The organism is Kitasatospora saccharophila (assembly GCF_039529925.1).
GTDB lineage: Bacteria > Actinomycetota > Actinomycetes > Streptomycetales > Streptomycetaceae > Kitasatospora > Kitasatospora saccharophila.
The window spans coordinates 48,418-74,328 of sequence record NZ_BAAANS010000030.1 but is presented as its reverse complement, the minus strand read 5'-3'; the positions used below and the strand labels follow the sequence as shown (position 1 = coordinate 74,328).

At 75.5% G+C, this 25,911-nt stretch carries 22 protein-coding genes; 12 read left to right on the top strand and 10 right to left on the bottom strand.

From position 1 onward, the window contains the following. Positions 1-66: 66 nt before the first annotated feature. The 5 genes from ABD345_RS22220 to ABD345_RS22200 all read left to right on the top strand — a co-directional run bounded on the left by ABD345_RS22220 (position 67) and on the right by ABD345_RS22200 (position 5,640). Positions 67-870: an exodeoxyribonuclease III gene (locus ABD345_RS22220; RefSeq protein ID WP_344554272.1), complete on the top strand. Its 804-nt coding sequence runs from the start codon at positions 67-69 to the stop codon at positions 868-870. 133 nt (positions 871-1,003) lie between these two features. Then, positions 1,004-1,531, top strand: coding sequence for a PadR family transcriptional regulator (locus ABD345_RS22215; RefSeq protein WP_344554270.1), 528 nt, complete (start codon positions 1,004-1,006; stop codon positions 1,529-1,531). After that, on the top strand, positions 1,528-2,214 hold the full coding sequence (locus ABD345_RS22210; protein ID WP_344554269.1) for an ABC transporter ATP-binding protein: 687 nt from the start codon (positions 1,528-1,530) through the stop codon (positions 2,212-2,214). Before ABD345_RS22215 ends, ABD345_RS22210 begins: the two co-directional genes overlap by 4 nt. Continuing rightward, positions 2,211-4,484 (top strand): FtsX-like permease family protein, encoded by a 2,274-nt coding sequence (locus tag ABD345_RS22205; RefSeq protein WP_344554268.1) that lies wholly within the window; start codon positions 2,211-2,213, stop codon positions 4,482-4,484. The genes ABD345_RS22210 and ABD345_RS22205 overlap by 4 nt, the downstream gene beginning before the upstream one ends. Positions 4,485-5,040: 556 nt before the next feature. Continuing rightward, complete coding sequence (locus ABD345_RS22200; RefSeq protein ID WP_344554266.1) at positions 5,041-5,640, top strand: hypothetical protein; 600 nt, start codon at positions 5,041-5,043, stop codon at positions 5,638-5,640. Positions 5,641-5,791: 151 nt separating this feature from the next. On the opposite strand, the gene ABD345_RS22195 is transcribed toward ABD345_RS22200, so the two are convergent. Both ABD345_RS22195 and ABD345_RS22190 read right to left on the bottom strand, forming a co-directional pair. Next, positions 5,792-6,466 (bottom strand): lysoplasmalogenase, encoded by a 675-nt coding sequence (locus tag ABD345_RS22195; RefSeq protein ID WP_344554264.1) that lies wholly within the window; start codon positions 6,464-6,466, stop codon positions 5,792-5,794. Further along, positions 6,463-7,347 carry a sterol desaturase family protein gene (locus tag ABD345_RS22190; RefSeq protein ID WP_344554263.1) on the bottom strand — a complete coding sequence of 295 codons (885 nt, stop codon included), beginning with the start codon at positions 7,345-7,347 and terminating at the stop codon, positions 6,463-6,465. Before ABD345_RS22190 ends, ABD345_RS22195 begins: the two co-directional genes overlap by 4 nt. Positions 7,348-7,435: 88 nt before the next feature. Between ABD345_RS22190 and ABD345_RS22185 the strand changes: the two genes are divergently transcribed. After that, positions 7,436-8,884, top strand: coding sequence for a DUF2398 family protein (locus ABD345_RS22185; protein WP_344554261.1), 1,449 nt, complete (start codon positions 7,436-7,438; stop codon positions 8,882-8,884). 34 nt (positions 8,885-8,918) lie between these two features. Here the strand turns inward: ABD345_RS22185 and ABD345_RS22180 are convergent, their stop codons facing one another. The 5 genes from ABD345_RS22180 to ABD345_RS22160 form a co-directional block, all read right to left on the bottom strand. Further along, a complete protein-coding gene (locus tag ABD345_RS22180; RefSeq protein ID WP_344554260.1) occupies positions 8,919-9,134 on the bottom strand; it encodes a cold-shock protein in 216 nt (71 codons plus the stop codon). Between the two features lie 104 nt (positions 9,135-9,238). Continuing rightward, the gene (locus ABD345_RS22175; RefSeq protein ID WP_344554258.1) at positions 9,239-9,439 is read right to left on the bottom strand and encodes a hypothetical protein; all 201 of its coding nucleotides are present in this window, start codon (positions 9,437-9,439) and stop codon (positions 9,239-9,241) included. A 439-nt stretch (positions 9,440-9,878) separates the two neighbouring features. Then, on the bottom strand, positions 9,879-11,531 hold the full coding sequence (locus ABD345_RS22170) for a BCCT family transporter (protein WP_344554257.1): 1,653 nt from the start codon (positions 11,529-11,531) through the stop codon (positions 9,879-9,881). 144 nt (positions 11,532-11,675) lie between these two features. Then, complete coding sequence (locus tag ABD345_RS22165) at positions 11,676-12,299, bottom strand: TetR/AcrR family transcriptional regulator (RefSeq protein ID WP_344554256.1); 624 nt, start codon at positions 12,297-12,299, stop codon at positions 11,676-11,678. Positions 12,300-12,416: 117 nt separating this feature from the next. Beyond that, complete coding sequence (locus ABD345_RS22160; protein ID WP_344554255.1) at positions 12,417-13,346, bottom strand: acyl-CoA thioesterase; 930 nt, start codon at positions 13,344-13,346, stop codon at positions 12,417-12,419. A 161-nt stretch (positions 13,347-13,507) separates the two neighbouring features. Here ABD345_RS22160 and ABD345_RS22155 point away from each other — a divergent pair, with 161 nt between their 5' ends. The 3 genes from ABD345_RS22155 to ABD345_RS22145 all read left to right on the top strand — a co-directional run bounded on the left by ABD345_RS22155 (position 13,508) and on the right by ABD345_RS22145 (position 20,159). Further along, positions 13,508-14,899, top strand: a complete 1,392-nt coding sequence (locus tag ABD345_RS22155; protein ID WP_344554254.1) for an SWIM zinc finger family protein — start codon at positions 13,508-13,510, stop codon at positions 14,897-14,899. Continuing rightward, a complete protein-coding gene (locus ABD345_RS22150; RefSeq protein WP_344554252.1) occupies positions 14,896-17,556 on the top strand; it encodes a DUF6493 family protein in 2,661 nt (886 codons plus the stop codon). The genes ABD345_RS22155 and ABD345_RS22150 overlap by 4 nt, the downstream gene beginning before the upstream one ends. A 62-nt stretch (positions 17,557-17,618) precedes the next feature. Continuing rightward, positions 17,619-20,159 carry a hypothetical protein gene (locus ABD345_RS22145; RefSeq protein ID WP_344554251.1) on the top strand — a complete coding sequence of 847 codons (2,541 nt, stop codon included), beginning with the start codon at positions 17,619-17,621 and terminating at the stop codon, positions 20,157-20,159. A 171-nt stretch (positions 20,160-20,330) separates the two neighbouring features. Here the strand turns inward: ABD345_RS22145 and ABD345_RS22140 are convergent, their stop codons facing one another. From ABD345_RS22140 to ABD345_RS22130, 3 genes are all read right to left on the bottom strand, one after another. Then, positions 20,331-21,674, bottom strand: coding sequence for an MBL fold metallo-hydrolase (locus ABD345_RS22140; RefSeq protein ID WP_380275458.1), 1,344 nt, complete (start codon positions 21,672-21,674; stop codon positions 20,331-20,333). Between the two features lie 362 nt (positions 21,675-22,036). Beyond that, a complete protein-coding gene (locus ABD345_RS22135) occupies positions 22,037-22,495 on the bottom strand; it encodes a MaoC family dehydratase (protein ID WP_344554250.1) in 459 nt (152 codons plus the stop codon). Between the two features lie 113 nt (positions 22,496-22,608). Next, a complete protein-coding gene (locus ABD345_RS22130; protein WP_344554249.1) occupies positions 22,609-23,109 on the bottom strand; it encodes a pyridoxamine 5'-phosphate oxidase family protein in 501 nt (166 codons plus the stop codon). Between the two features lie 199 nt (positions 23,110-23,308). Between ABD345_RS22130 and ABD345_RS22125 the strand changes: the two genes are divergently transcribed. From ABD345_RS22125 to ABD345_RS22115, 3 genes are all read left to right on the top strand, one after another. Further along, positions 23,309-24,145: a hypothetical protein gene (locus tag ABD345_RS22125; protein ID WP_344554247.1), complete on the top strand. Its 837-nt coding sequence runs from the start codon at positions 23,309-23,311 to the stop codon at positions 24,143-24,145. Between the two features lie 142 nt (positions 24,146-24,287). Further along, positions 24,288-24,908 (top strand): hypothetical protein, encoded by a 621-nt coding sequence (locus ABD345_RS22120; RefSeq protein ID WP_344554245.1) that lies wholly within the window; start codon positions 24,288-24,290, stop codon positions 24,906-24,908. Continuing rightward, positions 24,902-25,846, top strand: coding sequence for a hypothetical protein (locus ABD345_RS22115; protein ID WP_344554244.1), 945 nt, complete (start codon positions 24,902-24,904; stop codon positions 25,844-25,846). The genes ABD345_RS22120 and ABD345_RS22115 overlap by 7 nt, the downstream gene beginning before the upstream one ends. The last annotated feature ends 65 nt before the right edge of the window (positions 25,847-25,911 follow it).

The following is a 25,911-nucleotide window of genomic DNA, read 5'->3' as shown; positions in this document are numbered from 1 at the left end:
TGTTCGGACGGGGTGCCCGGCCCGCGCCGGGGCCCCGTCCGTCCGCACCGCCGAGGGAAGGCCGCCGTGACCGTCCGCATCGCCACCTGGAACATCAACTCCGTCACCGCCCGGCTGCCCAAGCTGCTGGAGTGGCTGGAGTCCGCCAAGCCGGACGTGCTCTGCCTGCAGGAACTCAAGTGCGCCACCGACGCGTTCCCCGCGGAGGCCGTCGCCGAGCTGGGCTACGCCTCCGCCGCGCACGGCGACGGCCGGTGGAACGGCGTCGCCCTGCTGTCGCGGATCGGCCTGGACGACGTGGTCCGCGACCTGCCCGCCCAGCCCGGCTACCTCGCCGAGGACGCGCTGCTCCCGGTGGTCGAGCCGCGCGCCATCGCCGCGACCTGCGGCCCGGTCCGGGTCTGGTCGGTGTACGTGCCCAACGGCCGCGAGGTCGACCACGCGCACTACCGCTACAAGCTGGAGTGGATGGCCGCGCTGCGCGACGCCGTCCGCGAGGACGCCGCGGGCGACCGCCCGTTCGCCGTCCTCGGCGACTTCAACGTCGCCCCCGCCGACGAGGACGTCTACGACCTCGCCGCCTTCGAGGGCCTCACCCACGTCACCGCCCCCGAGCGCGCCACCCTCACCGCCCTCCAGGAGGTCGGCCTGCGGGACGTCGTCCCGCGCGCCCTCAAGTACGACCGCCCCTACACCTTCTGGGACTACCGGGCGCTGGCCTTCCCGAAGAACCGCGGCATGCGGATCGACCTGACGTACGCCAACAAGCCGTTCGCGGACGCCGTCACCGACACCTACGTGGACCGCGAGGCCCGCAAGGGCAAGGGCACGTCGGACCACGCGCCGGTGGTGGTCGACCTGGAGCTGTGAGGTCCGGGCGGGGGGCGGGCCGCCCGGCTGCCCGCCCCACCCCCCCTCGACGAACGTACAGGTCAGGGGATTTCCGCCCGACTATTCTCCGAGTGTATAGACGTGGAGTGTACGCGCGGCGTATGCTCCCGGCATGAGCGTTCCACTCACCCTGCTCGGGCTCCTCGAACGCGAGCCCAGCCACGGCTACGACCTCAAGCGCGACTACGACGCCTTCTTCGGGCGCGGCAAACCGCTCCCCTTCGGCCAGGTCTACGCGACCCTCGGGCGGCTCGCCCGGGACGGGAAGGTGGTGGTCGGCGACCCCGAGGCCGGCGACGGGCCGGACCGCAAGCGGTACGTGATCACCGAGGCGGGGGCCACCGAGTTCGAGGACTGGCTGCGCGAACCGGTCGCCGCCGAACCCCACCTGCAGACCGTGCTGTTCAGCAAGGTCGTGCTCGCCCTGATGCTCGGCCGCGACGCCGAGCACTACCTCGACACCCAGCGCGCCGCGCACATGCGGCGGATGCGCGAACTCACCGAGGTCAAGCGCTCCGGCAGCCTGGTCGACGCCCTGCTCGCCGACCACGGCCTGTTCCACCTGGAGTCCGACCTGCGCTGGATCGACCTCACCGCCGCCCGGCTCGACGCCCTCGCCGCGGAGGTGACCGCCCGATGAGCGACCCCCTGATCGAGGCCCGCGCCGTCACCCTCTCCTTCGGCGAGACCCCCGCCCTGCGCGGCGCCGACCTGGCCGTCGACGCCGGTGAGATCCTCGCCGTGATGGGCCCCTCCGGCTCCGGCAAGTCCACCCTGCTGCACTGCCTGGCCGGCATCCTCGCCCCCGACGGCGGCGAGATCCACTTCGACGGCCGCCGGATCGACCGCCTCGGCGAGCAGGAGCGCAGCGCGCTGCGCCGCGACAGCTTCGGCTTCGTCTTCCAGTTCGGGCAGCTGGTACCGGAGTTGAGCGCCGAGGAGAACGTCGCCCTGCCGCTGCTGCTCGGCGGCGCCAAGCGCGCCGACGCGCTGGCCCGGGCCCGCGGCTGGTTCCCCCGGCTCGGCCTGGACGGCCTGGAGGGGCGCCGCTCCGGCGAACTCTCCGGCGGCCAGGCCCAGCGCGTCGCCCTGGCCCGCGGGCTGGTCGCCGAGCCGCGCGTCCTGTTCGCCGACGAACCCACCGGCGCGCTCGACTCGCTCACCGGCGAGCACGTGATGGACCTGCTGGTCGACTCCGCCCGCGCCCAGGGCACCACCGTCGTCCTGGTCACCCACGAGGCCCGGATCGCCGCCTACGCCGACCGTGAGGCCGTCGTCCGCGACGGTCGCGCCACCTCGCTGAGCGGACGGGCCGCCGGATGATCCGCCTCGGCCTGCGCCTCGCCGTCAGCGGCGGCCGCGAAGCGTGGCTGCGCCTGCTGGTCACCGCCGCCGCCGTGGCCGTCGGTGTCGGACTGCTGCTCACCACCCTCGCCGCCGTCAACGCCGTGCACACCCAGAACGGCCGCTACGCCTGGGTCAACACCGGCTTCGCCGCCGACGCCGAGGCCGCCCCCGCCGATCGGGAGGCGGCGGGGACGGCCTCGGGCGGCGACGCCCCGCTGTGGTGGATGGTCCGGCGCGACGCCTTCCAGGGCGAGCAGATCGGACGCGTCGACGTCGCCCCCACCGGCCCGACCACCGCGCTCCCGCCCGGGGTCGACCGGCTGCCCGCCGACGGCGAGTACTACCTGTCGCCCGCGCTGGCGAAGCTGGCCGACGCGGTGCCCCCGGAGCAGCTCGCCGACCGCTTCGGCAGCCACCGGATCGGCATCCTCGGCAAGGACGCCCTGCCCGGCCCCGACAGCCTGGTCGCCCTGGTCGGCCGCACCCCGCAGGAGCTGTCGGCGCTCGACGGCGCGACGCGGGTCACCCGGATCCTCACCACCCCGCCCGACCGCTGCGACGACTGCCCGGTCGGCATCCAGTCCGACGGCGTCACGCTGATCCTGACCGTCGTCACCGGCGCGCTGGTCTTCCCGCTGCTCATCCTGATCGGCACCGCCACCCGGCTCAGCGCCACCCAGCGCGAGCGCCGCTTCGCCGCGATGCGACTGGTCGGCGCGACGCCCCGGCAGGTGACGGCGGTCTCCGCCGTCGAGTCCGCGCTCGCCGCCGCGGCGGGCGTCCTGCTCGGCTTCCTGCCCTACCTCGCGGTGCGCGGCCAGGTCGCCGCGATGTCGCTGACCGGGTACCGCTTCTACACCTCCGACCTCGCCCTGACGCTCCCGCAGGCCGCGGTCGTCGTCCTGGGCGTGCCGCTGGCGGCCGTCGTCGCCGCCCGGATCGCGCTGCGCCGGGTGCAGGTCTCCCCGCTCGGGGTCAGCCGCCGGGTCACCCCGAAGCCGCCCCGGGCCTGGCGGGTGGCGCCGTTGCTGGCCGGGCTCGCCGAGCTGGTGTTCCTGCTGGTCCGGCACCCGGAGTCGGTCCCGGGCCAGGTGCGGGGCTACCTTTCCTCGTTCGGCCTGATCATGATCGGCCTGGTGCTCTCCGGCCCCTGGCTGACCGGCCGGGCCGCCGCCCTGCTGGCCCGGCGCACCCAGCGCCCGGCCGCGCTGATCGCGGCCCGGCGGCTCGCCGACAACCCCACCGCCGGGTTCCGGGCGGTCAGCGGGCTGGTGCTGGCCCTGCTGGTGATGACCGCGACGATCGGGATCATCACCACGATGACCGACGAGCGCGGCCGGGTCGAGGGCGGCCCGCAGTTCGACAACGTGCTGATCGACTACCTCAGCGAGGGCCGCACCCCCGAGGGCCTCGACCGCGGCGCCGCGCCGCCCGCGCAGCCCGGTTTCACCACCGGCCTGCTGGCCGTCCCCGGCGTGCGCGCCACCATGCTGGTGCACCCGCTCGACCAGGTGGTGCCGGTCCACGCCGGCGACGCGACCGAGGCGTCCGAGGCGGTGGCCTGCCCGGAGCTCGACGCCGTCGGGGTGTTCGGCCACTGCGAGCCGGGCGCGGCCACCGCCTACCTGCCGTCCGTACTGGGGGGCTTCCGCGACTACGCCGACACCGCGTGGCCCGCCGCGCCCTACACCGCCGAGCAACTGGCGGCCCTGCCGGTGGTGAACGTGGTGGTCGCCACCGACGGCTCGCGGGCCGCCGTCGAGCGGGCCCGGACGATGGTGGACACCGCCTACCCGGCCAACCGGCAGTCACAGACCCTCGCCGAGGGGCGGAAGCAGTCCGGTGCCGAACTGGAGGGCTTCCAGCAGTTGGCGAAGGTGGTCATCCTGGCGACCTTCCCGATCGCGGGCTGCAGCCTGGCGGTCAGCGTCGCCGCCGCGCTCGGCGAGCGCAAGCGGCCGTTCAGCCTGCTGCGGCTCAGCGGGGTGTCGCTGGCGATGCTGCGCCGGGTGGTGCTGCTGGAGTCCGCGGTGCCGCTGCTGGCGGTCTCGGCGCTGGCCATCGGCACCGGACTGCTGGCCGCCGACCTGTTCCTGCGCTCCCAGCTCCAGTACACGCTGCACTCGCTCGGCACCGGCTACTACCTGGTGGTCGCGGGCGGACTGGCCGGGGCGCTGGCCGTCATCGCCGCCACCCTGCCGCTGCTGCGCCGGATCACCGGGCCGGAGACCGCCCGCAACGAGTAGCCCCTCCCGGGAAGGGACCGGCCGCACCGGAGGGCCCGCCCGCGACGGGCGGGCCCTCCGGGCGTTCTGGCGTTCTGGCGCTCTGGCGGGGACGAGGGCCGGGGGCGGGGAGGCAGGGCGTTCGTGGCTCCGGTCGTCGGCGGCCCGGCAGGTCCGGTGGCGCCGGCCCGCGTACGCGGTTCGCCGGGCGGGGCAGGGGGGCGCGAGCTGCTCAGCCGCGTCCGGGCCGCGTCCGGGGCGGGCCCGCCGGTCGCCGTTCGGGGCCTGCCCGTGCTCCCGTTCGTCGTCGGGGAGGGCACGGCCCTCCGGGTGGTGGCGGGGGTGTCCGCGGTGCGCCGGTCGCCGTCCTTCCGGCTGCCGCCCCCGTCCGTCCGTTCCGGGCGCGGTTCGCCGGGGGGCCCGCCCGGAGGTCGTTCGGGTCCGGAGCACCGGTCGGCCCCGAACGGCCTCGCGCGTTCGCCGGTCCGGGCGACGCTGCCTAGCGTGGTCGGCAACCGGGTGTAGCGGCCCGAACACGCAGCCGCCGCCCCCAACCCCGACCCCCTGGAGGTACGGCATGCGCCCGACGCGCACCGCCGCCGCCGCACTGCTCGGCACCACCGTCCTGCTCGGCCTGGCCGGCACCGCCCCCGCGTCCGCGAAGGGCAGCGAACCCGCTTGGGTCTCTCCCGCGCAGGCCAAGCCCGGACAGTCGGTCTCGGTCAGTGTCACGTGCGCGAGCAGCACGGAGAAGACCGTCACCGCGACCTCGCTGGCCTTCGCCGGCGGCTCCACCACGCTCCGCGTGGGCCCCGACGGGAAGTACTCGGGCAGCGCCACCGTCATCTCCGAACAGGAGATGGCCGCGGCCGCCGCCAAGCGCACCACCACCGACTCGTCCTGGGGCATCGACGGCAAGTGTCCCAACGGGGACGGCTTCGTCGGTGCGGTGGCCATCGCGGTCGCCGGGACGAACGGCACCACCAGCGGCGCGGCCGCCGGTGCGGGCGTCTGGGAGGGCGTCCGGCTCCCGCAGGGCGGGGTGGAGACCGGCCTGGGCGGCTCGGTCGGCATGGACGGCACCCGGTTGGCCGTAGGCGCCGGCCTGGTGGCCTCCGGCATCGGCGGGTTCTGGCTGCTGCGCCGTCGCGGTACGGCGGCCGGCCGGGCCTCCTGAGCGGCCGGCCGGTACGCGCCCACCGTACCCGGCAGGCCGCGCGTCCCACGCGGCCGACGGCACGGCGAAGGGCGGCACCCCGCGGGGTGCCGCCCTTCGCCGTGTTCGGAGCCGGTGCGCCCGGGGGCCGGTGCGCCGGGGGCCGGTGCGCTCAGGATTCGGTGCGCTCCACGCCGCCGGTGCGCTCCAGGGTGCCGACCGTCAGCAGGTACTGGCCGGCCAGGTACGTCACCATGATCAGGAAGCTGTGCGCGGGCAGGTGCCGCCAGTCCGCCAGGTCGGTGGCGATCAGGGTGTCGGAGAACAGGAACAGCGCCCCGCCCAGCCCGGCCCGCACGTTGACCTGCGAGGCGGTCACCGCGGTGGAGGCCAGCAGCAGGCTGTAGAGCGCCACCGGGATCCGCATCCCCGCGTCCAGGTCGGGCCAGAGCAGCACGATCAGCATCGCCCAGACCACCGCGTAGCAGCCCGCGACGATCAGCGCCCGGCGGCGGTCGGCGAGCGCGCCCAGCTTGACGAACATCGTCACGTAGCAGACGTGGCCGGCCGCGAACGAGCCCATCCCGGCCAGGAACGCGGCCGTCCCGCCGATCTCCAGCAGGATGTCGCCGCCCGCGCCGAACAGCAGCGCCGGGACGAGCAGCTTCGGCGTGCCGGGCTTCGTGAGGGACCAGACCCAGGCGGCCAGCAGCGGCATCAGCAGCGGCTTGGTGGCGTACTGCAGGGGGTGGATCCCGAAGGCGATCGCCAGCAGGTGCGCGGCCGAGACGACGGTGAAGGCGATCAGCAGGGCCCGCGCGGTGCGCGGGTCGCGGAGGGGGGTCATGCGGCGGCACTCTCCGGTCCGGTGGCGGTGGTGGCGGGGCTCTCGGTGCGCGGCGCGGGCTGCCAGCCCGGTCCCTTCGTCAGGTGGCGCAGCCGGTCGCCCCAGGTGGTCGCTCCCCGTATGTCCCGGGCGATCGACGCGTACTCGTGGGTGGCGACCCGCAGCGGGTTGAAGGTGCCGATGTTCTTGGTGAGCCCGTACACCGGGCGCTCGGCCTCGGCCGCGAACGAGCCGAACAGCCGGTCGAAGACGATCAGGATGCCGCCGAAGTTGCGGTCCAGGTAGCCGCCCTGGGAGGCGTGGTGCACCCGGTGGTGCGAGGGCGTGTTGAACAGGTACTCGACCGGGCGGGGGAGCCGGCCGATCCGCTCGGTGTGGATCCAGAACTGGTACACCAGGTTCGCCGAGGAGCAGAACGCCAGCGCCGCCGGGTGCACGCCCGCCAGGACCATCGGCACGAAGAACACCCAGCTGGTGGCCGAGGTCCAGGGCTGGCGCAGCGCGGTGGACAGGTTGTAGTGCCGGCTGGAGTGGTGCACCACGTGGCAGGCCCACAGGATCCGGACCACGTGGTGGCCGCGGTGCGACCAGTAGTAGAAGAAGTCCTGGGCGAGCAGCATCAGCGGCACCGTCCACCACAGCACCGGCACCCGGAGCGGCGTCAACTCGTACAGGAACGAGTAGACCGCCACGATCGGGATCTTCCACCCCGCGTCGAACAGCAGCGAACCCAGGCCCATGCCCAGACTGGTCGCGGTGTCCTTCGCGGCGTACCCCTGCTCCTCCTCGTCCGGATGGAAGCGGTACGAGACGATCTCCAGGACGGTGAGCAGCACGAAGGCCGGTATCGACCAGAGCACGACGTCGGGCAGGTGAGGCATGCCCGGAACCCTAGGGGACGGTGGCGACCTGCGGAAGAGGTTGTTACCGGCGCGTAGTGCCGGGTTCGGCGTCTAGGCTTGGGCCGACATGGAGCGGCAGCGAGCAGCCGTCGAAGTCGCTGCGGCGACCGGCGGATCGGGGACGGGGCGCCCGGGCGGGGCCGGACGGCCCGCCGGACCGGCACGCCCGCAGGACCGCGCGCAGACGCACCCCCAGGGCCGTGCGGAGGACCACCCGCAGGGCCGCGCGCAGGCGCGCCCGCAGGGCCGTCCGGAGGACCGCCCCGGGCCCGAAGTGGCCGCGGCCGCCGAGGAGTTGGCCGCCCGGTTCGCCGCGGCCGAACCCGCCGCCGCCGACCTGCTCGCCAGCGCCGTGTTCGGCGCCCACGGGGCCCGCCACCTGGGTGGGGCACCCCGGCAGGCCGAACCCGGGCCCGGCACCAGCTGGTGGCACGGCCCCACCGTCCACCACAGCACCTCGCCGCTGTTCCGGCCGCTCGGCTACCGCCGGATACGCCGCGAAGCGCCCGCCCAGGGCGCCGCCCGTCCCACCGGCGGCGGCCGCCACCGCAAACCCGAACGTCCCACCACCGAAGTGCGCACCGCGGCCCGGCTGCTGACGGCCCACCCGCTGGTCACCGCCGACGGACCGCACGGCGCCGCGCTCGCGCTGATCCGCCGTCACGCCGAGGCGCTCGCCGAAGGCTTCCACACCCTGCTCGGCTACCGGCTCACCCTCGGCCCCGCCCACGCCCGCCTGCACAAGGCCCCGCTGCCCGGCCGCCCGCTGCCCGGCCTCGACCCCGCCGGGTACGCCGCCCTGGTCCGCGCCCTGGCCGGCGACCCCGCCCCCGCCCCGCCCCCGGTCCGCGCCCTGCTCGACCACTGGCGGCCGCCCGCCGCGCTCGCCGCCGACCTGCTCACCGCGCCCCCGCTGCCCGCCGCCGACCCCGGGACGGCCGTCCGGCGGCTGCTCGCCGAGACCCCCGTCGTGCTGTACGACGACCTCGCCCCCGCTGAACGCGAACACCTGCGCGGCGCCGCGGCCGCCGAGGCCGAACGGGTCGCCGACTTCCTCGGCCTCACCGCCGAGGTCCGCGCCGAGGGCGTCGCCCTGCTCGACCCCGCCGACGAACTCACCGACCTCGCGCTCCCCGGCCCCGGCACCCTCGCCCAGGCCGCGCTGCTGCTCGCCGAACGCCTGGTCGAGGACCTGCGCCCGGCCGACACCGCCACCGCGCCGCCCGCCGTCCTGATCCCCGACGCGCTGATCGACGGCACCCTCGGCGACATCACCGACGACTACGGCATGAGCGCCGGGTGGGACGCCGGCTACCTCGCCGACCTCGCCGCCTTCCGCCGCGACGCGCTCGACCTGCTGCACCGGATGGGCCTGGCCGCCCCCGCCGGACGCACCTGGCTGCTGCGCGCCCCCGCCGCCCGCTACGCCCCCCGCGCCGAACCCGAACCCCCGGCGGGCAGCGGCCGGCACTCCCGCCCGAGCGTCCCGGCGCAGGGCCGGGTGCTCAGCAGGTGAGCGGCCGGCAGGTGAGCGGTCGGCGGGCGAGCGGTCAGTAGGTGACCGGGCGGACCCGTTCGGCGACCGGACGGAGCTCCTGCACCGTCCCGTCGTAGCGCACCCGCTGGCCCTGGTGCAGGAAACGGTGGTCGTCGGTGTCGGCGAGCACCGAGTCGTAGTAGACGGCGAGGTCGGGGCCGCCGCCGTCCGGGGTGATGTAGCCGTAGCCGTGGTGGGGGTCGAACCACTTGACGGTGCCGGTCTCCATGACGGGACTCCCTTCGGGCCGGTCACCCTCAGTATCGGCCCGGGGCCCGGCGCCCACCACCCGTCCGGCCCGGTGCCCACCACCCGCCCGGCCCGGCGCCCGGTTCAGCGTCCGGCCGTGGCCGCCGCCCGGGCCGACTCGTCCTGGTGCCGGACGGTCTCCACCGTGGCGCCGACGCCGAGCGAACCCAGCGCGACGGAGGCCGCGACGGCGGCGCAGGCGAGCAGGCGGCGGTGGCGGCGGGGCAGCGGGAAGCGCGGATCCTGGGCCGGCGGGAGGGCCGGCGAGGCAGTGCTGGCGGTCATGCCGGAAAGCCTGGCAGGGGGGTGTTACGCGGTCACGAAAGGCGGGTGAAGTCTGGAAGGGATCTCGGCGTCGGAACCCCCGCCCCCGCATCCGCGCAGGTCGAACGGCTGATCGCGGACGCGCGTAGCAGCCGGGGTGGCGCGGCGCGCACCGCCCGGGCGGTGCGCGAGCGGGGCCCGGCAGGCCGGCGGAGGGGTGGGGGAGGGGAGGGGCGTCGGGCGGTTCGGCGGTGGGCGCGGGCGGATGACGGCCGTCCGCGCCCACCGTTCGGCGTGGGCCCGACGCGGATCAGCCTGCCACCGCCGGCGGGCGATCGGGACCATGACGAACTCTTGGTAAAGGTTCGACGGTCGGGGCCCCGGCCGGGCGCCGCACGGGCCGCCGGGCCGGAGCGGGGGTCGCGCGGGGGCGGTCCGGGGCGGTGCGGGGACCGCGGGTTCACTCCTGCGGGCGAGACCGATCGGGGTACTCCCCGTACTCGTCGCCGACGCTCGCGCCGACCGCGTCGCGCAGGCCGTGCGCGGGGTGGAACCGGGAGAGCCCCGCCGCCGGGTCGGTGCGCAGCTCGCGCACCAGGGCCAGGCACAGCCCCAGCATGACCAGCACGAACGGCAGCGCGACCAGGATGGTGGCGTTCTGCAGCGCCGTCAGCCCGCCCGCCAGCAGCAGCGCGGCGGCCACGCCCGCCATCAGCACGCCCCAGACCACCACCAGCCAGGTGCGCGGGTGCAGGGCGCCGCCGGAGGACAGCGAACCCAGCACCAGGGACGCCGAGTCGGCCGAGGTGATGAAGTACAGCATCACCAGCAGCACCGCGACCACGCTGGTCACCGCCCCCAGCGGCAGCGCCTTCAGCATCTCGAACAGCCCGGCGTCCGCGCCCCGCGGAATGGTCGCCACCAGGTCGGCCGCGCCGGTCGACTGCAGCCGGATCGCCGAACCGCCCATCACCACGAACCAGACCGCGGTCGCCCCGCTGGGCACCAGCAGCACGCCCACCAGGAACTGGCGCACCGTCCGGCCCCGGGAGATCCGGGCGATGAAGGTGCCGACGAACGGCGCCCAGGACAGCCACCACGCCCAGTAGAAGATCGTCCAGGAGCCCAGCCAGTCCTCGTCCGTGAACGCCCCGGTCTGGGTGGCCAGCACCGCCAGGTCGGACAGGTAGCCGCCGACCGTGGAGGGCAGCGCGTCCAGCACGAAGACCGTCGGGCCGACCAGGAACACGAACAGCATCAGCACGCAGGCCAGCACCACGCTGGTGGTCGACAGCCACTTCACGCCCCGGTGCACGCCCGACATCGCGGACAGCACGAACGCGCTGCCCAGCGCCGCGATCACCACCAGCTCCACGCCCTCGGTGGCCCGGACGTCCGTCACGTAGCCCAGGCCGCCCGCCACCTGGATCGCGCCCAGGCCCAGGCTGGTCGCCGAACCGAACACCGTCGCGAATACCGCCAACAGGTCGATCAGCCGCCCCTGCCAGCCGTTCGCCCCGCGCTCGCCGATCAGCGGCACGAACGCCGCCGACATCCGGTTGCCCCGGCCCTTGCGGAAGGTGGTGTACGCCAGCGCCAGGCCGCCCACCGCGTAGATCGCCCACGGGTGCAGCGTCCAGTGGAACAGCGAGAACTCCAGCGCCCGCTGCGCCGCCGCCGGGGTCTGCGCCTCGACGCCGGAACCCGGCTGCGGCTGCGCGTACAGCTGCAGCGGCTCGCCGACGCCGTAGAACAGCAGGCCGATGCCCATTCCGGCGGAGAACATCATCGCGATCCAGGCCAGCGTGGAGAACTCCGGCCGCTCACCGTCCCGGCCCAGCGGGATCCGGCCGAAGCGGCTGACCGCCAGCACCACCGCGAGCACCAGGAACACGTCCGCGGCGACCACGAACAGCCAGCCGAAGTTGTGCAGCACCCAGGCCAGCGCCGAGTCCGAGGCCCGGCCCAGCGAGTCCTCCGCGAACACCCCCCAGGCCACCACCCCCAGTACGGTGGCCGCGCCGATCCCGAACACCACCCGGTCCAGCGGGAAGGCGTCCGCGTCCGGCGCGGTGGGCTGACGGTCCGTCGGGGGCTCGGCAGATGTGGACATACCAGGCACTATGTCCACAACCCGGGCCGGTCGGTGGCGCGGCACGCCGGGCGGACGGCCCGGCGGACGGGTGGGCAGACGGCCCGGCGAACGGGTGGGCAGACGGCCCGGCGAACGGGCGGGCAGTGGTGGTGCCGCGGGGGTTCAGGCCGACAGCGGCGGCTCGTACGGCGTCAGCACCAGCCGGACCATCTCCTCCAGCCGGTTGCGGGCGTCGTCCAGCGTCGTCCGGCCGGTCACCCAGGCCGTCAACTCGCCCTGCCAGGCGTGCCCCACCATGTGCCGCACCAACTCCCCGGAGGCCGGCGGGACCTCCGGCATCACCGCCCCCAGCGCCGCCCGGTCCGCCCGGGCCAGGCCCTGCAGCGCCTCGCTGGCGAACGGGTCCGTGGACGTCGCCACCGCCACCCGCAGCCGGGCCAGCTCCGGCTGCCGCTGGTACGCCCGCATCCCCCGCCGCACGAACCGCACCGCCCGCTCGGTCGGCGAGGCGCTGCGCCCCGCCCCCACCTCGCCGACCAGGTCGGCGAGCAGCAGCCGGTGCCAGTCCGCTATCGCGGCGGCGAGCAGGTGGTCCTTCGAGGAGAAGTACCGGTACGCGGTACCGAGGGCCACGCCAGAACGCTCCGACACCTGTTTCATCTGGAGCCGCTCCACGCCGATCTCGGTCACCAGGGCCAGGGCGGCGGACAGGAGGGAGCCGCGGCGTTCGAGCTGACGGGGGGACATCGCCTCCACCGGACGAGGTGACAGGTCAACCTTGGTCACCCGAACCATGATACGTGGCGGCCCCACGCAGCGGTATGACGCGGCAGATCACCACTGGGTGACAAAGGACGCGTACCACTGGGTGACAAAGGACGCGTGCCGGTGGGTGCCGCGTCGTCAGCTCGTCCGGGCGGGCCGCGGGCGCAGTTCGCGGAGCAGGGTCTCCTGGACGGCGGAGGCCACCAGCACCCCGTCGCGGTCGTAGAACTCGCCCATCGCCAGTCCCCGGCCGTCCGAGGCGGACGGGCTGCGCTGGGCGAACAGCAGCCACTCGTCGGCGCGGAACGGGCGGTGGAACCACATCGCGTGGTCCAGCGAGGCCAGTGACACCCGGGGCTCCTCGACCCGGTGCACCCGGTGCGGCTGGAGGTGCAGGGCCGCGGTCGAGGCCAGCGTCAGGTCGGACAGGTACGTCAGCGCGCAGACCTGCAGCAGCGGATCGTCCCCCGGCAGCGGGCGGTCCGTCCGCAGCCAGACGAACTGCTGCGGGACGCCCGGCAGTTCCGGCGGCAGGCCGGGGGCGTCCGCCGGGACGAAGCGCATCCGCAGCGCGCGGAAGACCGCGGCGTTCGCGAACTCCTCGGGTGCGTCCCGCTCCCAGGCCAGGTACGGGTCGGGCAGTTCCTCGGGGCCCGGCACCGGTGGCATCGTGCGCTGCCGGTCGCCCGCCGGCTCCGGGTGCTTGAACGAGGCCGACATCGTGAAGATGACCTCGCCGCGCTGCACCGCCGACACCCGCCGGGTCGCGTACGAGCGGCCGTCCCGGGCCCGGTCCACCTGGTAGACGATCGGGCGGCGCGGGTCGCCCGGCCGCAGGAAGTACCCGTGCAGGCTGTGCACCCGGCGGGCCGGCTCCACCGTGCGCCCGGCCGAGGTGAGCGCCTGCGCCGCGACCTGGCCGCCGAACGCGCGCAGCGGGGCGCCCGCGTGGCAGCGGCCCCGGAACAGGTCCTCCTCCAGCTCCTCGATGCCGAGCAGTTCCGCGAAGGAGCGCAGGCCGGGGGAGAATTCGGGGGTCTGGGCGGCGGGAGCGGTCACCCGGCTCATGCTAGAACAGGTGGCAATCGGTGCAGGCTGTGGGGCCGGTCACGCCGGGTGGCGGCCGGATGGCGGCCGGACGGGGGCCGCCGGGTGCTGTCGGGGCGCTGCCGGGACGGGGTCGAGGCGGGGTCGGGGTGCTGTCGGGGTCGGAGGCTAGCGTTCCGCCCATGACCACGGCCGTGCACGCCCTGCGCTACCTCCAGCCCTCCGTACTCAGCCCCAGCCGGCTGGACCTCGCCACCAGCGGTGGCGCCACCCCGCACGGCGCGGCCGAGCACCCCCGGTTCTTCACCGGCGCGCTGCGCCACCCCGACGCCGCGGCCGCCGCGCTGCTCGCCGTCGCCGACGTGGCCGCCACCCGCTACCACCGGCCCACCGGCGCCGCCTCGCTCGACCCCGTGGTCACCGCCGACGGCGACCGGCTGCGCTTCGAGTCCTTCTCCGGCTGCGGCGGCGTGCACGCCCGGCTCGACGTGCTGCCCGAGGGCCTGGACGGCGCCGCCACCGGCCACGGCACCACCAACGTCGACGTCAACGCCCCGCTGCGCGAGGCGCTGCGGCTGCGCACCCCCGGCGAACGGCTGCGGCTCGCCGTCGGCGCCGACGAACTGGCCGTCGGCGTCGGGGCCGAGGAACTGGTCGAACGCCGGGTCCCGCTGCCGCAGCGCTGGCTCAAGGGCTTCGCCGAGACCCAGGTGCTCACCGCCCGCTTCGACCGGCGCGCCGCCCTCCCGGCCGCCGAAGCCGTCCGCTTCCTGCGCACCCTGCCCGCCGGCGTCAGCGGCAGCGGCCGCAGCACCGTCCGCTGGGTCCTCCCGGCCGGCCCCGGACTGCGCCCCACCTCCCGGCCCGGCCCCGGCGCGATCTGCCTGCCCGGCCCCGAACGGCTCTCCGCGCTGCGCCCGCTGCTGCGCCACGCCACCGGCCTGCACGTCTACGCCCCGCCCGGCACCCCCACCGAGCCCACCGCCTCCGCCTGGGAACTCACCTTCCCCGGCGGCCGGTTGACGCTCACCCTGTCGCCCGACAGCTCCCGCGGCTTCTCCGGCGAGGGCGGACTGCTCGACCTGCTCGCCCGCCCCGCCGGTACGGCCGAGGACGTCGACGCGCTCGCCGCCCTGCTCGCCTGGGACCCGCGGATCGAACCCGCCGACCTCGCCGAGGACTCCGGCCTGACCCCGGACCGGGTCCGCTCCGCCCTCGCCCACCTCGCCACCGGCGGCCAGATCGGCTACGACCTGGCCGAAGCCGCCCACTTCCACCGCCAACTCCCGTACGACAGCGGCCGGGTGGCGGACCGCAACCCCCGGCTGCGGTCCGCCCGCGCGCTGCTCGCCGCCGACGCCGTCGGGCCGGTCACCGGCGACCTCCGGGTGGTCGCGGTCGGCGACCACGTCCACCACGTCCGGGTCGGCGCCGACGGCACCGCCCTCGGCTGCACCTGCCGCTGGTGGGCCCGCCACCGGGGCGGCCGCGGACCGTGCAGCCACGTGCTCGCGGTGCGGATGACGAACGGCACGGACGGGGCGATCGACGTGGACGGGGCGGTGCGGAAGTGAGCACCGAGGACCTCGTGACCGCGATCCGGGAGGCCCGGACCCCGCTGGCCGCCGCCCTGGTCGAGCGGATGACGGACGCCGAACGCCGGGCCGAACTGCCCCGGCTCAAGCAGCTGCGCCGCGAACTGCGCGACAGCGACCACTCCCGGGGCGGCGCCGTCACCGCCCTGCTGGTCGTCGGCGCCGTCTGCCACACCGCCCCCTCCGGCGCCGCCGACTGGATCGGCGGCCGCGACTTCGAGGTCCGGGCCTGGGACCAGCGACCGCTGCTCGCCCTGCTGAACGCCCGACCCGCCGCCTGGCAGCGGGACGTGGCCCTGCGGCTGGCCCGCGCCCTCTCCGCCCGCCCCGCCGACCCGATCGGCTGGGACTCCGCCACCCCCTACCAGATCGCCGAGCACCTGCTGCGCCGCAGCGACACCCCGCCGCCCGCCGAACCGGGCCTCGTCCTGGAGTGGATGCGCGACCGCGGCAACCCCGAACCCCGTCGCTGGCGCGACCAACTGCCGCCCGGACCCGACCTGTACGCCCGGCTGCGCGCCGACGGCTTCACCCCCGTCCTCGCCCCGCTGGTCTTCGACGCCGACACCGTCCAGCAACTCTCCGGCCCCTGGGCCGCCAAGGACTCCGAGCAGCGCTGGCCCGCCGTGCTGGCCCGGCTCGCCGCCGAGGGCGTCATCGACCGCCCGGCACTGCTCGGACGCGGCTTCGCCCGGCTGGTGCGCGGCGGCGGGCAGGGCGAGCTGCGGACCCACCTGGGGGTGGTGCGCGCACTGGAGCCCAGCAGCGCCGAACTGGCGGACAACCGGCGGGCGTTGCTGGCCCTACTGGACGGCGACTCGGTGCTGGCCGGGTACGCGCTGGAGTCGCTGGCGGCGCTGGACGCCGCCGGGCTGCTGGGCGAGGAGGAACTCGCGGAGGCGGCCGGGGTGGTGTGGGCGCGGCCGGAGAAGAAGTTGGTGCGGGCGCAGTTGGGTTGGCTCGATCGGGTGGCCGCCGGTGGTCGGGAGGGGGAGGCGTTGCGGGCGGTGGCGGGGTGTTTCGGGCATCCGGATCGGCAGCTGCAGGGGCAGGCGTTGAAGGTGGTGAAGCGCCATGTCCGTGTGGTGGAGGGGGAGTTGCTGACGGAGTTGCGGGTGGCGGCGTTGCTGCTGGATCCGGTGCATGCTGCGCTGGCGGCCGAATTGCTGGGCGTGGAGGTGGAGTTGGCGGGCGAGGTGGTGGTGGCGGACCGGCTACCGGAACCGCCCCGGCCGGTGCCGATGCCCGCACCGCTCGCCACCCCCGCCGAGGTCGCCGAGGAACTGGCCGCCGCGCTGGCCGCCCCCGAGGAGAGCGTGGCCTTCGAACTCCTGCTGGACGGCCTGGTCCGGCAGGTCTGGACCGACCGGGACGCCCTCGCCGCCGCCCTCGCCCCCGTGCTGCGACCCGACAGCGAATGGCAGGTGCTCGGCCGACTCGCCGGCGTCGCCACCGGCGCCATCCCCACCCCGCGAGTCCTGAACGCCCTGCAGTCCCGCCGCGGCCGGATCTTCGGCCACTGGGAATTCCGCGGCCCCGTCGGCGAGTTCCTCGCCGCCCGCCTGCACGAGACCGCCTGGCGGCTCACCGCCGACCCGGTGCCGTTCCTGCTGGCCACCCCGAGCTGGTGCCACGGCGCCCTGGACGCGCGGGAGTTGGTGGACCGGCTGGCCCGGTACGAGGAACTCGGCGTGCAGCCGGGGCCGGTGGACTTCGCGCAGGCGCTGCTGCGCACCGTCGGTGACGGCAGCGAGGGGGCGGAGGCGCTGACCTCGCCCGCCGGGCGGCAGTTGGCGGCCTGGCTGCGCGGCGGCGGACTGCCCCGGCGCAGCTCGACCCCGGTGCCGCCCGGCACCTGGAAGCTCGGCGTCCGGTGCCCGGGCTCCCGCCGCTCCGCGGAGCAGCCCGAGCTGTCGGCGCACGAACGGGAGCGCCTGGCGATACCCGCCCTCGACATCCCCGGGGCCACGGACGCGAACACCCCGTCCGAGGCCCTCCTGGCCCTGCTCGGCCCCGCCGAGCCCTTCTTCCGCCGCTCCGCCGTGGAGGACTCCGCCCCCAGCGCCCGCTGGACCGCCCAGCTCCCGCACCACCGCGAGGAGTCGGCCCTCCGGATCACCGGCCAGCTCGCCGAGTCCGCCGCCACCACCCCCGTCCGCGGGACCCCCCAACTGCTGCCGCTGCTCGCCGAGGCGGGCGGCCCCTGCGGCTTCGCCGTCCACCAGGCACTCGCCTACGGCCTCGGCGCCGGCCATGCCGAGGACCGCTCCGCGACGGTCGACGCCCTGCTCTCGTTCGCCGCCCAGCGGCAGCTCGACCCGGCCGCGCTGGCCCGCGAGACGCTCGAACTGCTCGCCCTCGGCGCCGTCAAGCCCAACCGCCTCGCCGCCACCCTCGCCGAACTCGCCGACCCCGCACCGGGACTCACCTGGAGCATCCTGGCGGTCCTCGTCCCCGGCCTGCTCGACGGCCCACCCCCGCGCGGCGCGGCCGACCTGGTCGCCGTAGCGGTCGACGCCGCCCGCCGCAGCGGCGCCCGCGGCCCGATCGACGCGGTGACCCGCACCGCCGCCCGCAAGGGCAGCACCAAACTGCTCACCGAGGCCCGCAACCTGGCCGCCCTGCTCGGCGACTGACCGAGCGGGGCCCGGACACGGGCGTAGGACGACGGACCACGAGGAACGGAGCGGAACGGAACATGGACCTGGTCACGGCGATCCGGAACGCCGACCCGGCACGGGCGGTCGAACTGGTGGCGGGCATGGACGCGGCCCGGCGCCGGGCCGAACTGCCCGGCCTGGAGGCACTGCGTCGCGAACTCATCCGCCGGGACGGCGTCCGCCCCGGCTGGGACGCCGCCCTGATCGTCGGAGCCGTCTGCCACAGCGCCCCCGCCGCGGCCGCGAACTGGCTCGCCCGCGGCGAACTCGACAGCCACGGCGCCTGGGACCGCCCGCCGCTGATCGGTCTGCTGGAAGCCCAACCCGCCCCCTGGCAACGGGACGTGGGCCTCCGACTGGCCAACCGGCGGGCCGGCAGCACCGACGCCTGGGGATCGGGCCTGCTCTTCGGCATCACCGAACACCTGCTGCGCCGCAGCGACACCCCGCCGCCCGCCGAACCCGGCTTCGTCGTCGACTGGATGCGCGACCGCAGCTCCGCCCTGTTCCGCAGCGCCGTCACCGTCCTGCCGCCCGACGCCGACCTGTACACCCGGCTGCGCGCCGACAGCTTCACCCCCGTCCTCGGCCCCCTGCTCTTCGAGGGCGACACCGCCCGCTGGTTCGACCACTTCGCCCGCCGCAACGACGCCGAACGCTGGACCCCCGCCCTGGTGCGGCTCGTCGCCGACGGCACCCTCGACCGGGCCGCCTTCCTCGCCTGCGGCTTCGCCCGGCTGGCCCGCGGCGGAGCCCCCGGCGAACTGCGCACCTACCTCGGCCTGTTGACCGGGCTCGCGCCGGACCTCGCCGAACTGGCGGAGAACCGGCGGGCGTTGGTGGCGATGCTGGACGGCGACTCGGTGCTGGCCGGAGGCGCGCAGGAATGGTTGATGTTGTTGGACGGGGCGGGGTTGCTGGGGGAGGGGGAGCTCGCGGAGGTGTCGGGGGTGGTATGGGCGCGTCCGGAGAAGAAGTTGGTGCGGGCGCAGTTGGGTTGGCTCGATCGGGTGGCGGCTGGTGGTCGGGTGGGGGTGGCGCTCGGGGCGGTGGCGGGGTGTTTCGGGCATCCGGATCGGCAGCTGCAGGGGCAGGCGTTGAAGGTGGTGAAGCGCCATGTCCGTGCGGTGGAGGGGGAGTTGCTGACGGAGTTGCGGGTGGCGGCGTTGCTGCTTGATCCGGTGCATGCTGCGCTGGCGGCCGAATTGCTGGGCGTGGAGGTGGAGTTGGCGGGCGAGGTGGTGGTGGCGGACCGGCTACCGGAACCGCCCCGGCCGGTGCCGATGCCCGCACCGCTCGCCACCCCGGCGGAGCTGGCCGAGAAGGTGGTCCCGCTGCTGGTCTCCCCCGAGAAGACCCCGGCTTTCGAACTCCTCCTCGACGGCCTGGTGCGCCAGGCTTGGACGGACCGGGACGCCCTCGCCGCCGCCCTCGCCCCGCTCGGCCCGGAACGCCACTCGCTGCACCGGCTCGCCCTGGCGGTCGCGGCCGGCGGCGCGGAACCGTCACCGTACTGGGCCGAACAGCTGCGGCGCTCGTACGCCGGGCCGTTCGGGGCGGTGCTCGCCGCCCGGATCGAGGAAGTCCGGCAGCAGGCCGCCGGGCGGGCGGTGCCGTTCCTGCTGGCCACTCCGAGCTGGTGCCACGGCGCCCTGGACGCGCGGGAGTTGGTGGCCCGGCTGGCTCGGTACGAGGAACTCGGCGTGCAGCCGGGGCCGGTGGACTTCGCGCAGGCGCTGCTGCGGACCGTCGGTGACGGCAGCGAGGGGGCGGAGGCGCTGACCTCGCCCGCCGGGCGGCAGTTGGCGGCCTGGCTGCGCGGCGGCGGACTGCCCCGGCGGGCCACCACCGTGGTGCCCAAGGAGGCGGCGGCGGACGGCCACCGGCACGGTGAGCAGCCCGACCCGGACCCGGAACGCGCGGCCCTGCTGGCGGTGGCGGCCGGGGCGCCGGTGCCGGAGGAGGTCCGGCTGCTGCTCGGAACCCGCCGGGCGCTGGCGGAGCACCACCGGGGCAGGCCGCGGTGGCCCGACACCAGGGCCGCCGCCGTCCTCCCGCACCACCGGGAGGAGACCGCCGTCCGCCTCCTCCCCGGCCTCGACGGCGAGCACGTCCTGCTCCGGCTCGCCGAGAACACCGGGCCCTGCGGCCCCGGCGTCCACCTGCTCCTCGCACGCGCCTGCGGCGCGCAACGCGAACGGGAACGGACCGCCGCCGTCGACGCGCTGCTCTCGCTCGCCGCCCAGCGGGCGATCGACCCGGCGGCACTGGGCCGGGAGGCCGCCGCCCTGGTCCACGACGGCGACCTCAAGCCCCAGCGCCTGGCCCGCACCCTCACCGCCCTCGCCGCCGCCGGAGCCCCCCGGCTGGCCTGGGACGTCCTGGCCGCCCTGCTGCCCGTCCTGCTGGAGGGGCCGCTGCCCGGGGGCGGCGCGGAACTCCTGGCCGCGGCGGCCGACCGCGCCCGGGAGGCGGGGGCGCGCGGCGCGATCGCCGCGGTGACCCGGCTGGCGGCGGGAGGCGGCCGCAGTCGGGCGGTCGCGGAGGCGAAGGGCCTGGCGGAGCTGCTCGGGCCCTGAGGGGCGCCGGGGGCGGAGACCTCAGGGCCCGAGCAGCGGGGGCCGTCGGAGCAGAGCCGTCGGAACGGGGCCGTGGGAACGGGGCCGTGGGAACGGGGCCGTGGGAACGGGGCCGTGGGAACGGGGCCGTGGGAACGGGGCCGTGGGAACGGAGCCGTGGGGGCGGGGCCGTCAGAACAGCGGGACCTCGCCGTCCTGGCCCGGTGTCTGTCCGGGGGCCTGGTCGGCGGTGGGGCGGGCGCCGGCGAGCGGGGCGTCGGGGCGGGGCGTCGGGGCGGTGAGGGCGGCGGGGGTGTCCGGAACGGTGGAGAGGCCGGGCGGGAGGAGGAGGTCCGAGCCGGAGGGGGCCGCGGCGACGGCGCGCCACCAGGGGGTGGCGACGGGCGGGTCGGCGGGTTCGAACGGGCGGCCCGGGCGGGGCAGCGCGAGGGTGACCCCGGCGTCCTGGGCCGCGGCGACGGTGCGCTCGGCGGGCTCCTCCCACGGGTGCGGGGCCAGGTCGAAGGTGGCCCAGTGCACCGGCAGCAGCACGTCGCCGCCCAGGTCCCGGTGCGCCTGCACCGCCTCCTCGGGCGTCAGGTGGACCTCCGGCCAGTGCTCGGAGTACGCGCCGACCTGCATCATCGTCGCGTCGAACGGCCCGAAGCGGTGGCCGATCTCGGCGAACCCGGGGAAGTAGCCGCTGTCGCCGCTGTGGAAGATCCGCTGCCGCTTGCCCTCCACGACCCAGGACGACCACAGGAACTTGCCGCTGGGCCGGGGCCCGCGCGAGCAGTAGTGCCGGGCCGGGGTGGCGGTCAGCCGCAGGCCGTCCAGCTCGGCGGTCTCCCACCAGTCGAGGTCGACGATCCGGCGCGGCGACACCCCCCAGTGCTCCAGGTGCGCGCCGACGCCCAGCGGCACCGCGAACACCGCGTCCCCGGCGGCCAGCGTCCGCACCGTCGCCATGTCCAGGTGGTCGTAGTGGTCGTGCGAGATCACCACCACGTCCACCGGCCCGAGCTCGGCCAGCGGCAGCGGCACCGGGTGCAGCCGCTTGGGGCCGATCCAGTGGAACGGGGAGCAGCGCTCGCTCCACACCGGGTCGAACAGCACCCGGACCCCGTCCAGCTCGGCCAGCACGGTGGCGTGGCCCAGCCAGGTCAGCCGCAGGCCGGAGGCGGGCGGGGTGGCCAGCTCCATCGGCAGCAGCCGGTGCACCGGGACGGCCGCGGCCGGGGAGCGGCGGTTGGGGTCGACCGCGAGCTTGGTGCGCATCAGGGCCAGCGGGGTGTGCGCGTACGCGAGGCGGCGGGTGGCCACCGGGTTGCGGAACGACCCGTCCACGAAGTGCGGCGAGTTGCGGACCCGGTGCAGGCGCCAGCCCGACGGGTCGGCGCCGAACGCGTCCGTGCGCATCCGCTGCCAGGTCTCCCGGGGGAGCGTCCGGTACGAGCGCTTCGCGTCGCGCAGGGCTAGCCCGGCCTCGGCGGCCAGCTCGCCGGCGCGGAACAGCCAGGAGACGGGGCGGGACACGGCACCTCCACGGTCGAACACCCGGACGGCGGCGCACCGGGAGGACGGCGGGACGCAGCGCGCCCCGCGGTGTCCGCGGCGGGCCGGAGCGCGACACCCGGGCAGCCGGGGACCCCCGGTGCCGGACGGCACACCTCAGACCGGGACATTACCCGCACAAAGCGGACGAAAAGTGGCAAGGCGACGGTGGCGCGCCGGAACGGGTGGCCCCGATGGTCCGCACGGAGCAACGGAAACGGACCGCCCCGGGGTGCGGGGCGGTCCGTCGTCGGTGGAGCGGGCCGTCGTCGGTGGAGTGGGCCGTCGTCGGTGGAGTGGGCCTGGGGCCGGGAGGGCGGGCCGGGCGGTCGGGAGGGGGCGGGTCAGGCGGCCGGGTAGAAGCGGGTGATGGTCTCCGCGACGCAGTGCGGCTTGGCGCTCGCCTCGCTGGCGATGGTGAACCGCACCACGGCCTGCACGCCGCCCGACACTTCGTCCGCCGAGACCAGCACCGCCGTCGCCCGCACCGCCGCGCCCACCGGTAGCGGGGCCGGGAAGCGCACCTTGTCCGAGCCGTAGTTCAGGGCCATCCCGACGCCCTCCACCCCGTAGCACTCCTTCGCGAGCACCGGCAGCAGCGAGAGCGTCAGGTAGCCGTGCACGATCGTCCCGCCGAACGGCGTCTCCTTGGCGCGCTCCGGGTCGACGTGGATCCACTGGTGGTCGCCGGTCGCCTCGGCGAACAGGTTCACCCGGGCCTGGTCGACGGTGTGCCACTCGCTGGTGCCGAGTTCGGTGCCGACCGCGGCGGTCAGGTCGGCGAGCGAGGCGAAGGTCGTCACGGTGCGCTCCACAGGTGCGTCGGGGCAGGGACGGCCCGGGGCGGGGCCGACCCGCAGAGTATGCCTACTCGCCGGTCACATGTCAGCGGGGCCCGGAGGCGACGGGGCCGGGCTCAGCCGTGGCGCAGGCCCGGCAGGGCGGGAGCGTGAGCGGGGACGGGAGCGGGGGAGACGCCGGGTCGGGCGTCCGGGGCGGCCTCGGGGAGGACCGGGAGGATCCGGCGGCCGGAGACCAGCTCCGGGCTGATCGCCACGTACTCCGGCCCCGGGTCCGGGATCCACGGGCGCAGGCCGCCGGAGTGCAGCAGGGCGCGCTCGCCCGTGTCGCGCACCACCTCGGCGCGGCCGTGCACCAGCACGCTCCAGCCGCAGCGGCCCGCCCGGTCGAAGTCGTCCACCTGGAACGCGGCCACCGTGCCGTCCAGCGCCCGGGCCACCCGGGTGCCGGTGCGCAGGGCCAGGATCAGCCGGCCGTCCGCCGCCACCCGGAAAGCCACCGGGAGCACCGCCGGAAGCGCGTGCTCGGTGTACACCACCCGCCCCAGCGGCACGGTGCCGAGCAGCCGCAGGCACTCGGCCTCGCTGAGGGTCTCCACCCGGTCGTCACGGTCCATACCGACGATGGTGCCCCCGCCGGTACCGCCCCGAACAGGGCCCATGGTCCCTGAGCTGGGGCTCATCGGGCCGATTCCGCCCCGCACCGGCACCCCGCGGCGATACCTTGGCCTCGGGCGGTGCCCCGCCCCGTCCCGGCCGACCCGGACGGGGCGGCCAGGCGGGCCGGCGGCGGCACAGGCGGAGGGGGCGGTACGGGTGAGCGGTGGCATCGAACTGGTGATGATCGGCGCGGACGGCGGACCCGAACGCGGCCACGGCGGCTCGGCCCGCGCCGCCGACGGCGCCCGCACCCTCGCCGACGCCCTCCCCGGCCGCACCTTCGACGCCGGCACCCGCGGCAGCACCGTCACCCACCCCCCGGCCGACGCCGACGCCAACACCCTGCTCACCGCCGTCCGGCAGGCCGCCCAGCGCCCCGCCCGCTGGCTGGTGGTCGGCCTGGTCGGCCAACTCGTCGCCGACCCGCGCGGCCGCCGGGTCGCCCTGGTCACCGCCGGCTCCACTCCCGACAACGCCTACCGGCGCGGCCTCGCCTGGGACTGGATCACCAGTGCGATGGTGCACGGCGCCCAGGAGGAGACCCTGCTGATCGTCGACGCCGTCGCCGACCGCGACACCTGGGCCGCCCTCCAGCGCGAGGACGGCGCGGGCGAACTGCTCGGCCACTCGCGCGTCCCGCTCTGGGGCCGGATCGGCCGCTGGAGCGCGGGGCGGCGCGGCCGCGACGGCGTACTGCCCGGCGCGGAGGGCTCGTTCAGCTGGGCACTCGGCCGGGTCCTCGAACACGGCGTGCCCGGCGCGCCCGCCGCCGTCGGACCGCTCGACCTCCAGCCCGCCGTGGAAGGGCAGTTGGGCTGGGGAGAACCGGCCAATGCGGGAGAAGCCAGACTCCTGGTGCCACGGGACGGGGGGAGACTCCTGATGCGCAATCGGGCTGCTGTGAGGGGTGCGCTCGCCGGATTGCCGTTTTCCGATGAACTTTTGGCGGTTCTGTGGCGAGAAAGTGCCCCAACGGATCCGCCTTCCGCGTAAGGTCAGGAGGCCCCGGGTGTTGCCGTGCCGGGGCGGGGTGGCGAAGAATCGACCTCCGAGCGACCCAAGAACGACACCGGGGACGGCAGACGACATCCGCGGTCCGGATCCACCACAGGTCCGGCCGCAACAAGGTGGGGCTATGCGGCAGCGCTCAATTCTGGTGCGCCCTGGGGCGGTTGGGATCAGCGGGCTGCTTCTGCCATTCCTGCTGACAGCCTGTTCGTCCTCCGGCGCGGGATCCGCGGACCGGCTCGGAACACCCTCCGGAAGCCTTCCGTCGGCGGCCTCCACCGCCACCGCGAACACCTCCCCGCCCGGCAGCCCGGCGCCGAAGGAAGGCGCCCAAGCGCTTGAGGGCAATGAGGCAGTGACGGCCTATCAGTCCTGGTGGGACGTCCAGGTCGACGTGCTCGGGCGATCGAATTCGGACGGAACTCCGCTCCGCCAGTACGCGACCGGGGCGGCTTTCACCGAAACCGTGATCTCGCTCACCCAGCTGCACGACAGCAAACTCGTCATGATCGGCCGACCGGTCACCTCGCCCGTCCTCAAAAGCCTTGATCAGCGGGCGAATCCGCCCACCGCCACGATCGACGACTGTCTCGACGTGTCCGGCTGGCACCAGGCGGACGCCGGCACCAAGAAGATCAGGGATCCCCAACCGCGGCTGTCGCGTTATCCGGCGACCGTCGTGGTCAAGAAATACGGAAACCGTTGGCTGGTCGCCGAGTTCACCCGCGAGGAGGGCAAGACATGCTGAACTCCGCCTGGCGCACCGCTGTTTGTGTACTGATCGGGCTCGGATTGGCCGCCGCGGCGGTTCCGGCGGCGAGTGCCGACGACGACCCCGCCGCACCGTGCGCAGACCGGACCATCTGCGTCGAGCACCACGAGCCGGGCAGCACCCCCACCGCGGGCGGGGGGACGTCCGGGGGGAGCGGTGACGGAAAGACCGCCACCTGCACCTGGAAGGGCAAGGAGGTGGCCTGCTGGCGCGACGACCTGGGTTGGTTCTCGGAGGGCTGCTACTACTCGGCAGTCGACCCGCAACCGGTGGATGGGGACGAGATCTGGGACGGGCACACCAGCAAGGACGGCGCGATCTACCAGAAGGCGTGCGACCTGACCGGTGACATGGTCAACTTCCAGGCTGCGGGTCAGGTCTTCCTCGCGCAGGCCCCCGGTGAGCCGCCGCCCAAGACACCCGCCCAGGTGGCCTACGACGCGCTGAAGAAGATCACCGTCGCCGAGCCGGTCCTGCACGGCGCCCCCGCCAAGGACGCGGTGGTCGGTTCGCCGGTGTGGCTGTGGTTCGACCAGAGCCCGGACACGGTGGGCCCGTTGAGCGAGACACTGGAGGGCGTGGGGTTCAAGGTGACCACCACGGTCACCCTCGCGGAGGTGGTCTGGAACGTCGACGACGGTCCGGCCGGGGGCGAGCAGGTCCAGCACTTCACCTGCCAGGACGCCGGGAACCCGTTCAGCACGCAGGGGAAGCCGACCTGCAGCCACGTCTTCACCGAGAGCTCGGCGCGGATGAAGGACAAGGCGTTCACCCTCAGCGTGACGCTGAAGTGGCACGTGAGCGCGCAGAGCACCGACGGGACCGCCATCGACATGACCGCCTTCGACTGGTGGCCCACCTACACCGAGGCGGTGCTGAGCGTACCGGTCAACGAGGTCCAAGTGCTGAACTGACCGGGCCGGGCCCGCCGGTGGGCGGGTGGCGGCAGAGTTGACGTCCCATCACGAGTGAGAGGCCG